This window comes from Bacteroides luhongzhouii, from assembly GCF_009193295.2.
Classification (GTDB): Bacteria; Bacteroidota; Bacteroidia; order Bacteroidales; family Bacteroidaceae; genus Bacteroides; species Bacteroides luhongzhouii.
The window spans coordinates 2,698,152-2,711,791 of record NZ_CP059973.1; the positions used below are offsets into that span (position 1 = coordinate 2,698,152).

General features: G+C 37.8%; 6 protein-coding genes. All 6 read left to right on the forward strand.

Translation table 11 applies throughout. The features are described 5' to 3' along the window. Window positions 1-12 precede the first annotated feature (12 nt). The 6 genes from GD631_RS09610 to GD631_RS09635 are packed head-to-tail and all read left to right on the forward strand — an operon-like array spanning window position 13 to window position 13,639. A complete protein-coding gene (locus GD631_RS09610; protein ID WP_143258018.1) occupies window positions 13-2,235 on the forward strand; it encodes a fasciclin domain-containing protein in 2,223 nt (740 codons plus the stop codon). Between the two features lie 16 nt (window positions 2,236-2,251). Beyond that, window positions 2,252-5,521, forward strand: a complete 3,270-nt coding sequence (locus tag GD631_RS09615) for a SusC/RagA family TonB-linked outer membrane protein (protein ID WP_143258019.1) — start codon at window positions 2,252-2,254, stop codon at window positions 5,519-5,521. 13 nt (window positions 5,522-5,534) lie between these two features. Then, window positions 5,535-7,082 (forward strand): RagB/SusD family nutrient uptake outer membrane protein, encoded by a 1,548-nt coding sequence (locus tag GD631_RS09620; protein ID WP_143258020.1) that lies wholly within the window; start codon window positions 5,535-5,537, stop codon window positions 7,080-7,082. Between the two features lie 13 nt (window positions 7,083-7,095). After that, entirely contained in the window at window positions 7,096-8,835 is a 1,740-nt protein-coding gene (locus GD631_RS09625; RefSeq protein WP_143258021.1) for a fasciclin domain-containing protein, read from the forward strand. Beyond that, window positions 8,828-10,486, forward strand: coding sequence for a hypothetical protein (locus GD631_RS09630; RefSeq protein WP_143258022.1), 1,659 nt, complete (start codon window positions 8,828-8,830; stop codon window positions 10,484-10,486). The genes GD631_RS09625 and GD631_RS09630 overlap by 8 nt, the downstream gene beginning before the upstream one ends. Before the next feature lie 18 nt (window positions 10,487-10,504). After that, entirely contained in the window at window positions 10,505-13,639 is a 3,135-nt protein-coding gene (locus GD631_RS09635) for a SusC/RagA family TonB-linked outer membrane protein (RefSeq protein WP_143258023.1), read from the forward strand. Window position 13,640: the final 1 nt, after the last annotated feature.

The following is a 13,640-nucleotide window of genomic DNA, read 5'->3' on the forward strand; positions in this document are numbered from 1 at the left end:
AATTTGTGTAATATGAAAAACATGACATTTACAACAGTACTACTTTGTATACTGTTCATGCCTTTCTTTATCTCCTCATGTACAGATAAGATAGATGAACATTATGAAGAACCTGAATGGTTGAAAGGTAGTGCTTGGGAAGTTCTGGAAGATAGAGGGAACTACTCGCTATTTTTGCAGGCAGTAGAGTTGGCAGGTTTTAAGCCTATTATGGAGGGAAAAAGTATCCTGACTGTGATGGCTCCGGATGATACGGCTTTTTCGGCCTATTTGGAGAAGCACGGCTATTCCGACATCAGTGAAATAAATTTGGATGAATTGAAAAAAGTGATTGGTTTTCATCTGCTTTATTATTCTTACAATAAAAATAAGTTGGTGAATTTTCGTCCGGAAGGTGATTTAATAACTGATGAGGAAATGAATAAAAATGCGGGTCTGTATTATAAGTTTCGTACACGTAGTAGTAATGTTCCTACTATGGAAGTAGAGGCTTCTACGGGTAAACGACGTATGGTATATCATCTGGACCGTTTTATTCCGGTTTTCTCTTACCGTTTTTGGGATACCAAAAAGTTGGATGCAGCATCTAATTATACCTATTTTTATCCTAATTCCACATGGAAAGGGACAGGGGGATTCAATGTTTCCAATGCTGCTGTTAGTGAATATGAAATTTTGGCAGATAATGGTTATGTATATATTGTTGATCAGGTAATTGAACCTTTGGAAACCATTTATACCCAGTTGGAATCAAATGAAAATTATTCGATTTTTTTCAACTTATATAATGAAAATACCACTTATACGTATGACGCTACCTTATCTAAAGATTTTGGAGCAGCCTTGGGGGCCGATTCACTTTTTATTCATACACATGGTACTTCTTTGCCTGCTATAGCAGTGGAATGGTATTCAACGAAATATTCGGATGTAGCCAATAATGCCTCAAAAGCATATAGTGTATTTGCACCGTCAGATGTGGCAATGAATAATTTCTTTGATAATTATTGGGAAAAGGGTGGATATGAATCTTTGGATGATGTAGATGATTTAGCAATGAAATATATGTTGAATCAATTTATTTATAAAGATGGAATTGCATTCCCTGATGAAATTACGAGTGGAAAAGTTAAGAATATGTATGACATGATCTTTAACTTCGATCCTTCTAAGGTGACTGATAAATCAATGTGTGTCAATGGTGTCTTTTATGGATTAAATACAATTGATACACCTATTTTGTTTGCTTCTGTAGTCGGACCGGCTTTCCGTAACAAAGATTGTAATTATTATCTTTATATGTTGGATGGGACTGGACTGATAACTGCCTATTCTTCACAAGATACGAAGTATGTCTTGTTAGTACCTACTAATGAACAAATAGAGTCAGAAGATATTTACTTGAGAACTTATGCGGATGGAAGTAGGTTACAACAAGAAACCGAGGATGGATTGGTAGATGTTTCTTCTTCTGTAATGAGAACTATTGTAAACATACATACGGCTACAGGTGTAGACGGACTGAAAACAAATGGGACACAGGTTCTAGCTACACAAACCGGTTTTAATTATTGGTATGTGAAGGACGGGAAGATAACAAGTAGTGCAGCTTATAATCAAATTTTGGAACCGGATAATAATGTGGAACCTTTCTCTGAATTTACAGAAGTAAAGAACGGCAATGACAACTGGAATAATGGAAGAACTTATATGTATAGTGGAACAGCTTTGTTTCAAGCGCAAGAAGGTGATGGGTTACAACATAAATTAAGCGTTTGTAATGATAATCGTTATGTTTACTATCAGTTTGCACAACTGTTGCAGAAAGCTGATATGGTAATGTCTAGCAACTATATATTCGGACTAGCAGGAGCTTCTCATGTTATAGGTTTTATTCCGACAAATGAAGCCATTAGTACAGCAATAGCTGCAGGGCAAATTCCGGGCATGGATGCGACCGGAGCGGTAACTAGTAGTTCGAAACTTCGTCAATACCTGCTTTCATATTTTATACGTGATAGGGAAAATGCACTTATTTCTTATCCTTATCCGGGGTCGGCTATGAAGAGTTCTACATATGTTACTGCTAGTGGAAAGTCTTTGACGTATACAGATTCCGGAAGTTCATTAAGCATAATGGTAGATGGAAAAGTGGCAAACGTGATATCTGATTATAATTTCTTCCCGTTTGCGTTTGACGACGGATGTTTTCAGTTGATTGATACAGTCCTTTGATATAACCGAATTTAATATGAATATGAAATTAGTAAAATACATGCTGATAGCGATACTTGTTCTGGGGACAGGGGAAGTAGCCGCACAGGTACAAGTCGTGTCCGGTAAGGTGACCGAAATGCTGGGAAATCAGATCGAACCGATAGTAGGTGCGAATGTGAATATTGTGAACGCTCAAAACCGTTCTGTAGGAGGTGCGGTGACCAATTTGGATGGTGACTACCGTTTACAAATTCCTGCACAAGAAAACAATCTGACATTGGTATATTCATACATTGGTATGAAAACGAAACGAATCAAATATACTGGTCAGAAGGTATTGAATGTAAAACTGGAATCCAATGTGGAAACGTTGGATGAGGTTGCTATCACTGCTAAACGTATCGAACGTAATAATATGGGTATCGGACATAAAGAGAATGTATCTGCGACCCAGAAAGTGATGATGGAAGATTTGATTGCTACTGCTCCGATAGCTACGGTAGAAGAAGCTTTACAGGGGCAGTTGAGTGGTGTAGATATTGCATTGAGTGCTGACCCGGGAGCACGGAGTTCTATCCGTATTCGTGGTACCAGTACACTGAATGGCTCTGTCGAACCATTAATTGTGATTGACGGGGTTCCCTATACACAAGAGTTAGATGACGACTTTGATTTTTCTACTGCCAATGAAGAAGATTTAGGTGCTTTATTGAATATTGCTCCTACTGATATAGAATCGGTAGAAGTTTTGAAAGATGCGGCTGCTACGGCTATTTGGGGAACGAAAGGTGCTAACGGTGTGTTGTCAATTACGACTAAAAAAGGTAAGACTGGCAAGACTACATTTAATTTTTCTTCTAAGTTCACAGCAAAATTTGAACCGAATAGTATTCCAATGTTAAATGGATCGGAGTACATTGCTATGGTGCAGGAGGCTTTGTGGAATAGTGCTAATTATACAGGTTTGAATGCAGATACTTATTTAAAGTATTTGTATGATACACCTGAAATCAACTACTCGCCCAATTGGAACTATTTCAATGAATATAATGTAGATACGAACTGGTTGGACGAGGTACGTCAGAATGCATTTACTACAGACAATACATTTTCTATGAGCGGTGGTGGTGAAAAGGCCACTTATCGTCTGTCACTGGGATATTTAAGTGAAGGAGGTACAACCATCGGTACAGGGCTGAAACGTTTCAACTCATCTTTGCGTGTAGACTATAATTTCTCGGATAAGTTGAGATTCGGAGCAGATTTCTACTTTACACAGTCTGATAAGGATGACAATTGGGCACCAAAAGATAGCAATGTACGTTCGGAAGCGTTTAAAAAGATGCCGAATAAATCTCCTTATTATATGGATGAAGATGGAAACCGTTCTTCACAGTATTTTTCTTATCAGACGAAGGATTGGGAGGGTGAATTTAAGGCTGATAACAAGTCTGCATCCCATTTTAATCCGGTAGCTATGGCAAACGAAAGTTATAAAAACACCATGTCGCGTGATAGTCGTGCTAATTTCCGCATTGATTATAAAATACTTCCGTGTTTGACATATTCGGCTTATGCTTCTCTTAAGATGTCAACTACTACAACAGACAAATTCCTTCCTCAAGTTGCTACGGGAGTGGCTTGGACAAGTCAATATGCCAACCAAAGTACTGCTGCTTCTTCAGAGAGTTTAACGTTGCAAACAGAAAATAAATTGATATTCAATAAAAACTGGAAGGATAAACATAATTTGATTGCAACTGCTGTATTCCGTACTACACAAGCTACTAGTTCCAGTACTACAAGTACGTCTTATGGTAATGCTTCTTCTGGTCTTGCAGATCCGATTACAGGTAGTTCTGTTTATAGTCTGGGTTCAGGGGAGTCAGAAGCGCGCAGTATTTCCGGAACCGGTTTGATTAACTATACTTTATTGGACCGTTATGTATTTCATACCTCTGCAACGATGGATGCTAATTCTGCAATGGGTAAGTCAGAACGTTTGGGTATCTTTCCTACTGTGGGAATCTCTTGGAATATGCAAAATGAACCATTCATGAAAAATACAGAAGACTGGATGGATGAAATCAAACTTCGTTTCAGTATCGGACAAAGTGGTAATGCTCCGAAAGGAACGGCTGCTTATTATGGAGCTTATACTTCACGAGGAGAATATATGGATATGTCTGCTATTTATCCTAGCAGAATGCAGTTGAATAATTTGAAATGGGAAACTTCAACAGAATATAATCTGGGCGGTGATTTTAGCTTTTTCCATGGCAAGTTAAGACTGACTTTTGAGTGGTATAATAAATATATTAAAGACTTGCTGCAGAAAGAACCGAAAATGCCGACTACTACAGGATTCTCTAAGAATAAATGGTACAACTCTGGAAGAATGGAGAATAAAGGATGGGAGGCCCGTATCGATGGTGTATTGTATGAAAAGAAAGATTGGCGTGTTAGTGCTTATGTTAACTTGAGCCGTAACACTAACGAAATTACCGAACTGCCTGAAACAATGAATCCGGAACCTTACACCTTTAAAAATGGTGAGTATGCTATTCGTATAGAAGAGGGACGTCCGTTCGGTTCCTTCTATGGTTATCGCTACAAAGGAGTCTATCAGAATCAGGAGGCTACTTATGCACGGGATAAAGAGGGGAATGTCATGAATGATGTAAGCGGTAAGCCAATTGTTATGAAGAATGGTGCTAAGCAGGTATGTCCGGGTGATGCTATTTATGAAGATATTAATCATGATGGTGTGATAAATGAATATGATATTGTTTATCTGGGCAACTGTAATCCGATTCTTACTGGTGGTTTTGGCTTTACCGTTAAATATAAGCGTCTAAGTTTGAATGCATTATTCTATGGTCGTTTTGGACAGAAAATTATTAATGCGACTCGTATGGATAATGAATCTATGTATAATGCCAATAACCAAAGTAAAGCGGTTTTGCGGCGTTGGAGAAATGAAGGAGATAATACGGATATTCCACGTGCTTTATATAATGAGGGATATAACTATTTAGGGTCAGACCGTTTTGTAGAAGATGCTTCTTATGTTCGTTTAAAGACTTTGTCGTTGAGCTATTCCTTGCCTAAAAAGGTGTGCAATTATTTAGGTATCAATACGCTTAATTTCTTTGTTACTGGTTATGACTTGTTAACTTGGACTGGTTACACAGGACAGGATCCGGAAGCGTCTCTTCCTACTTCGGCTTCTAAACTGTCGAAAGATAGTGCAAATACACCTTGCTCTCGCCGTTTTTCTTGTGGTTTAAATTTGAATTTCTAATACATTTACAGACATGAAGAAACTGATTTATATAGGGATAATGGCAGGTAGCCTGCTGCTAAACAGTAGTTGCAGCGATTGGTTGAACTTGCTTCCCAAAAATGAACAAGTGACTGACGCTTACTGGAAATCGAAAGAAGATGTAGAAGCGGTCATTGCTTCCGGTTATTATTATATGCGTTCCTCCTGCCAGTCATTGCTGAAATGGGGAGAACTGCGAGGGGCCTCTATTTGTACCTTGACAGGTGATAAGGATGGGATGAAGTTGCAGAATTTCCAGTTGGATGGAACAGAAGCTATTTGTAAATGGGAGAACATGTATCAAGTGATCAACATGGCAAATGTGGTTATCGCTCATGCTCCGGGAGTGCGTGAAATAGATGACACCTATACAGAAGGCGCAATGAATGCACATCTTTCCGAAGCTTATTTTATGAGAGCATTAATGTATTTCTACTTGGTACGTAATTTTAAGGAAGTGCCTTTGGTAACAACTCCTTATGAAGATGACTCTACTCCGTTTTCTATTGCCAAATCTTCAGAAGAAGAAATCTTGAAGCAAATTAAGGCGGATGTGCAAACAGCTCTTGATTCTGGAGGTGCGAAGGAATTTTATGATAATGATAATTGGAATGCTTCCAAAGGCCGGGTTACTAAATGGGCTTTGTATGCATTAATGTCAGAAGTATCCTTGTGGACCGAGGATTATGATACTTGTATTAAGTATGCAGATCTATTAATCAACGCTACTGCATCACGTCGCCCGGCATTTATTACAATTCCGGAGAATTGGTATACAATTTTTAATCCGGGGAATAGTAATGAATCTATTTTTGAAGTGAACTGGGATGGCAATACTTATAGCCAGACAGGAGGACCAAGTGCTATGTATAAGACTGGTACAAGCCCCAATTATCAATATTCTACTAAAATGGGTGAAGATTTGGAAAATGATTATGCGGAAGTATTAGCGGGAAAGGATGCAGTTCGCAGTTGGTATGGCGCTTTTATAGCATTTACTGATGGAGAGAACACTGTTCATTGTATATGGAAATATAAGATGGGTGATACTGATCCGACGAACCTGGAAGCAATGCGTTTAAAAGATGATGCTAACTGGATAATTTACAGAATGGCAGATGTCATGTTGATGAAGGCGGAAGCATTAATTTGGAAAGGAAAGGAAAATTGGCAGGAGGCTGTTGATATTATAAATCAGATCCGTACTCGTGCTAACTTGCCTGAAAAAACTATAGCTTTAGATGAGGAGGATGAAAGCTCAATGATGGAAAACTATTTATTGCCGGAACGTAATATTGAATTGGCGGCTGAAGGTAAGCGTTGGTATGACATGATACGTTATGCCAAAAGTAAGAACTATGCTCATAAATCAGCTTTTATTGCTTTGGTTCAGCAATACAATACAACAGCGAATGCTAGTTGGATACGTTCAGTTCTTCAGAATGAGTATGCATGGTATTTACCAATTCATGCGGATGAAATTGAAAATAACACCTTATTGGTACAGAATCCATATTATGGAATAACAGGTAATAATTAATAAACAGCCATTTATGAAGACTTTAGGAAATATATATTTATTATTATTGGTTGCATTATTCAGTGCATGCAACGATCCCTATGAAGACTCTACTTATCAGGTTTATGATATGAATCCGGTATCGTCTTATCTGGAAACTCGTTCTGATGAATTTTCCGAGTGGATCACCGTATTGAAGTATGCAGATTTGTTTAATGCCGTGAATCAGGCTTCGTCTTATTTTACGGTATTGGTTCCTACAAATGAAGCTGTGCGCAGTTTCTATACTAAAAAGAATGTATCTTCTATTCAGGAATTGGGAAAAGACTATGCCCGTAGTCTTGCTGAATATCATATCGTGAATGATTCTATCAATCTGAATACTTTTGTTCAAGGAGGTAAACTGGAAGCTAAAACTCTTTCGGATGATTATCTTTCCGTCTCTTTTGATGAAAGTTCGGAGGCTGGAGGATTTAATTCAATTTATGTGAATAAAGAAGCACATGTAAAGGAACTGGCTATCCAAGTGTCTAATGGATATGTGTATGTACTGAATGATGTGATGTCTCCTTTGGTGGAAAGCCTATATGAACGTATCAGTGAAAGTAGTAATAAATACTCCATTTTTATTGATGCTTTGGAACAAACAAGTTGGAAAGATAGTTTGAGTACTATTTACGATGAAATAAGGCAGGAAGATAATACGGTTATTCAGCAAAAACGGAATTATACGTTGCTGGCTGTATCAGATGATACCTATCGTTCTGAAGGAGTTACTTCTGTTGCTGATCTGGCTGCTAAAGTAGGTGCAATAGGAACAGACTATAAAGATAAAGCAAACGAATTATTTCGCTATGTGGCATATCATGTGATTGGTGGAAGTTATTCTGTTTTTGATTTCAACAATTTTAGTGGAGGTGCAACTACACGATTGTGGACTACCAAAGCAGATGCAGTATTGGAAGCATCTATGCAGAGTGGCAATAAGTTGTATTTTAATTATAAAGGAGAAATTGATGGTCAATCGGTGAAAGCGATGTTTGTTGAAGACGGTTCCGATGTACAGGCTAAAAATGGTATTTTACATGAAATAGATAGCTGGTTGCCTTTGTGGGAATCCGAGATTCCGGTGTGCGTAGAATGGGACTTTGCTGATTATGAGGAGGTAGCTTCTTGGGTGAATGGTGGTTATGGTGATCCGGACCAAAAGTATCAGACGGCAGATGAAAAAGAGCACCAGTCGGATGTTTCTTCGCTCTCTTGTTACACCGTAGATGCCAGGAGCACTTCTACATCTCTAGATGGTCTAAACGGCGGATATTATCGCGTGGGCTATGCAACTCCGAAGACAACAGGCTCGGACTGGATCAATTGTAAAAATAAAGATCATATCTATTTGAATTTGGGATATAATGGTTCCGTCATCATGAAAACACCAATTCTGATAGCTGGCAAATATAAAGTGACGTTGAAAGTTACTTATGCAAAATCAATGGATTTTATGCGTACAATGACTAGTGGAAGTAATGGAGGTAAAATTAAGTTTACATTTGATGATGACACCGATACAGATGTCGAAGTTCCTATTTATGCGAGTATTACAGCCAATGAATTAGGACGTTATGATGTAGTTATTTATGATGAGATTGAATTCTCAAAGACGAAGGTTCATTCTATGAAGATGTTGGTTGCCGATCCGGCTGCTTCTACTCATAGCAAGTTCCGTATCCAATTAGATTATATGACTTTCGAACCGATAATTGAAGATGAATAAACACATACTTATGAAAACTATAAAATATATATTGTCATCTATATTGCTGATAAGTGGTATATATGCATGTAATGATGACTGGGATTCTCATTATTCCCAGGAAGAACAGGTAGTGAATAATGTAAATATTGCAGTAGTCAACAAGTCGGCTGTTGATTATTTACAGTCGCAACCGGAATTGAGTTCCATGTACCAATTGTTCAGTGAAACAGGAGTGCTGGATGAAATGGTTGAGAAGAATTTGTTGTTCACTATTTTAGTGGTTAGTGACGAGAATGCATTATCTCGTGCAGTTGCTACAGATGATAGAACTTTTTTGGCTAAATCACACATTTCGGATATCTCTCTTTCTCCGTCTAATCTTTCTGACGGACAACGTGTATTGATGTGGAATGGAAAATATGTTAATGTATCGAAAGTTGAAAATGAAGATGCATCTGCTTACATCTCCTTCAATGGCATAGCTGTGAAAAAGATAACGAAGGTGAATAATGGATATGTGTACGAAATGGAAGATTACGTGGAAACTCCCAAATCATTATATGAGTTAATTGAAGGATTAGGAGATGATTATTCAATTTTTAGGGAGATGATAATGGAACGTAATCAACTAACATTTGATAAAGAAGCTAGTAAAATTATAGGTGTTGATGAGACCGGAAGTAATGTCTATGATTCTGTATTTATAGTTACTAATCCTTATTTTGAGGCTAAAGACTTTAATCTGATGTCGGAGTCATTATCAGCAACTGTTTTAATTCCTTCCAATGATGTTGTTAATCAGGCATTGACTATAGCTCGTCAAAATTTGCAAGAATGGGGAATGCAACGAGAAGACTCTATTCTGAGAAATTGGACTTTCCAATCAATGTTTTTTAATAAAAAGCTTTCTAAATCGGATTTTGAAGATAATATAGATTTGAATTCTATTTTTAGTAAACAATGGAGAACAACTGTACAACGGGTTGATTTGGAGAATCCTGTTTCTCTTAGTAATGGTGTTGCATATTATGTGAAAGAACTGAAGATTCCTACCAATGTATTGATTTATCGTGTCAAAGATTTTATGAGATGGTATGAATACCTGTCAGAAGAAGAAAAGGCTCTTTATTTTGAAAATGAAAATCTAACTTTTGATAAAATGGAAACGAAAGTGACGGCATGGTCTGGTTGGCCTGGAGTTTTCCCTAATATAATCAATCGCGTTGTACGCTTTAAAACAACAGATGCTACAATTAAAGAGTATACGTTAAACTTTACTGCTTTCAGTTATGATGAAACTAACAAGGTAGCTACTCCATATACGATACCTCCTGGTGAATATGATTTGTGTTTGGGATTTGAGCAAAAAATGGGACATGACGTGGAAGTTTCTTTTAATGGAGAGTATGTAGGAACAGTTACAGCCTCTCAACTGACAAAGACTGATTTTCATTACGACCGTGGCGGACAGGGTTATCCTGAAGGATATGACACTAATAAAGCGACAGATAAAAAGAAAACTAATTATGATCGTGATGGAGGAAAAGTCGGTGTAATTACCATTGAAGGTACGGAACCGGTAAATGTGGTTATTAAATTCCATGGAATAAACGCAAGCAAATGTTGCTTCCACCACTGGTGTCTGAAACCAACAAAGAACTGTTATTAATTTTGATAAGGAATCAATATGAAGACAATAAAAATCATATTTACAACTTTGCTGTTATTACTGTCGGTTGCCAGTGTATATGCGCAAGGACGTAAAATTAGCGGTAAAATACTTTCACCGCTGAATAAACCGATTGAAGGGGCTATCATTTCGGCTGTAGGAAGTAAAGATGCGAAAACCGGAGTTGATGGAACTTTCAAAATGGAGTTGAAAGAGAATACGACTCAAATTTCAGTGTGGGCAGCTGGTTATTATCCGGAAACTCGCTTGGTAGATGATAATTCACAAGTGGTTATTCTGATGATGCCGGAGAGCACATATAAATATAATGAATCGGCTATATTACCAATGAGAATCGAAAGTTCCCGTCCGGAACTGACTTCTGCGGTGAATATCAATAAAAAAGATTTCACGCAGGGAAGTATGAAGATAGATCGGGCTTTGGCAGGACAGGTAGCAGGCTTGAAGACAACCCGTGCAGGTGGTATGCCAGGTGAGGGAAGTTATATGAACCTGCGTGGTATTCGTTCTTTTGTAGGTTCAAACGCTCCGCTTGTGGTAATTAATGGTGTCCCCTATTTACCTGATTCTCGTGAATCACAATTGATAAATGGATTTTCGAGAGATATATTTCAGGCATATAATATTCAAGATATTCAAAATATCACTGTACTGAAAGGAGCGGAGGCTTCTATGTATGGTTCGATGGGGTCGAATGGTGTTATTCTAATTGAAACAGATGGTGCAACTTCCGATAATTTGGATACGCGAGTCAGCTTTTATGGGCAGTATGGGGTGAATTGGAATAATAAACGTATGCCATTACTTACAGGTAATGATTACAAATCTTACCTTTCGGATATTGGTATGACTTATTTCGGTAATATGGAAGGATTTTTCTCGGAATTTCCTTTTTTGAGTGATCCCAATAGTAAATACAATTACTTGTATAACAATACCACAGATTGGCAAGATGAAATTTATAAAAATGGTTTTGTAACAGACAACCTGTTTCGTGTAGAAGGTGGTGATGCTATTGCCAAATATGACCTTTCATTGGGATATGCGATGGAAAATGGACTGATGGATTACACTAAAAGCCAGCGTTATCATACACAATTGAATACAAATGTTTTGATTAGTAAATGGGTGGAGATGACAGCGACAGTCGGTTTAGCTTATCTGACAGGCAATTATCAGCAACAGGGAATGGATAATGTTAGCAATCCGATCTTAGCAGCTTATTCACGTGCTCCGTTGTTAAGTCCTTATAAGAAAGATAATGATGGTAATATTTTGGATACTTACTCTACTTATTACTATGGCAATTCAACGAATATGGATTTTGCAGTCAGTAATCCTTTGGCTATCGTCAATACCCTTGATGGTCGTAACCGACAGTATGATGTAAATTTCAGACTTGGATTGGTTTATAAACCTTTCAATGGCTTATCGTTCAATGGTACATTCGGAATGTTTTATAATTATAATAAAGAACACCTATTTATTCCCGGACTATCAGATAAAAGTATTTTGCCGATTGTCGATCAGTATGGTAATGCAGAAAATACCGTGAAGGAAGGTGTAGGTGAAACTTTGAACATTTTCGCAAATGGTAATGTACGTTATCAGAGACTTTTTCAAGGTATCCACCATTTGAATATTCTTGCAGGTGCTCAAATGTTGATAACTCAAAATAAGTATGAAGGTGGTGCAGGCCGTAATACTCCGAATGATTTTTATCAAACATTGGGAGATACAAAAACAATCGGACGCTACTTTTACGGTTATCAGGAAAAATGGAACTGGGCGAATTTTTATGCTCATGCAGATTATACCTATCGTGATATGGTAGCAGCTTCTTTGAATGTGGCGGCTGATGGTGCGTCCTCTGCCGGTACTTATGGAAATCACTTTTATATATATCCTTCCGGTGGTGTGACTTTGCTCGGAAAAGGTTGGTTACCATTGACTAACTCTACATTAGTAAATCGCTTAAACTTGCGTGCGGAATATGGCTTGTCCGGTAATAGCCGTTTTTCTTCCAATCTTGGAAAATATTATTATACAAGTTTACCTTATATGACTACTTCCGGTATTGTTCGTGCCAATATATCAAACACCACTTTGAAACCGGAGAAGAACATACAATTCAATCTAGGATTGGATATGAGTCTGTTGCGTAACCGTTTGGAAGTGACATTGGATTATTATAATAATCTGTCCAAAGATGTCATTTTTGCAGTACCTCATACATCGGCACTTGGTTCTCTAAACTATTATGCAAATTGTGGAGAAATAAAAAATAGAGGTGTAGAACTGGCAGTGCAAGCTTCTTTGGTTCGTACACGTGATTTCGAATGGATTATAGGTGGTAATATTGCCCGCAATGAATCGGAGGTGAAGTCATTAGGAAACACATCACAATTGATTAATAGCTATAGTGATGGTGCGCAGTTGGTTTCCCGTGTAGGAGAGTCTCCTTATCAGTTCTATGGTTATCAGACGCTTGGGGTATTCTCTACACAGGCTGAAGCAGATGCTGCTAATCTGGTCAATCAAAAAGGACAGGCTTATCAGGCAGGAGACATCCATTTTGTAGATCAGAACGGTGATGGGCGTATCGATAGTAAAGATCGTGTCTCTTTAGGCAGTGCCGCACCGAAGTATTTCGGTGGCTTTTTTACACGAATCAGTTATAAATCTTTTGCATTGTCTGCAGAATTCTCTTATTCAAAGGGGAATCAGGCTTATAATGGTGTGAGACGTAGTTTGGAATCACTTTCTACTTTTGGCAATCAAAGTGCGGCAGTTGTAAACCGCTGGTCGTTGGAAGGACAACAAACTAATATTCCTCGTGCTCAATGGAACGATCCGATGGGTAACAATGATTTTTCGGACCGTTGGATAGAAGATGCTTCTTTCTTGCGCATGAAGAATGTTACACTTAGTTATAGTTTTGACAAGAAATTCCTGAATTTCTTCCGTTCCGGTACATTGTATGTAACAGGTGAAAATCTGTTGACAGCTACAAAATATTTAGGGTTGGATCCTGAATTCTCTTATTCTTATAGTGATGCTATGCAAGGATTCGACTATGCAAAAATGATGCAGCCTAAATCAATTAAATTTGGTGTTAATTTGAACTTTTAAG

Bases quoted from the DNA above. Each gene is read 5' to 3' on its own strand.
- GD631_RS09610 (WP_143258018.1), top strand. From the start codon at position 13: ATGAAAAACATGACATTTACAACAGTACTACTTTGTATACTGTTCATG.
- GD631_RS09615 (WP_143258019.1), top strand. From the start codon at position 2,252: ATGAATATGAAATTAGTAAAATACATGCTGATAGCGATACTTGTTCTG.
- GD631_RS09620 (WP_143258020.1), top strand. From the start codon at position 5,535: ATGAAGAAACTGATTTATATAGGGATAATGGCAGGTAGCCTGCTGCTA.
- GD631_RS09625 (WP_143258021.1), top strand. From the start codon at position 7,096: ATGAAGACTTTAGGAAATATATATTTATTATTATTGGTTGCATTATTC.
- GD631_RS09630 (WP_143258022.1), top strand. From the start codon at position 8,828: ATGAATAAACACATACTTATGAAAACTATAAAATATATATTGTCATCT.
- GD631_RS09635 (WP_143258023.1), top strand. From the start codon at position 10,505: ATGAAGACAATAAAAATCATATTTACAACTTTGCTGTTATTACTGTCG.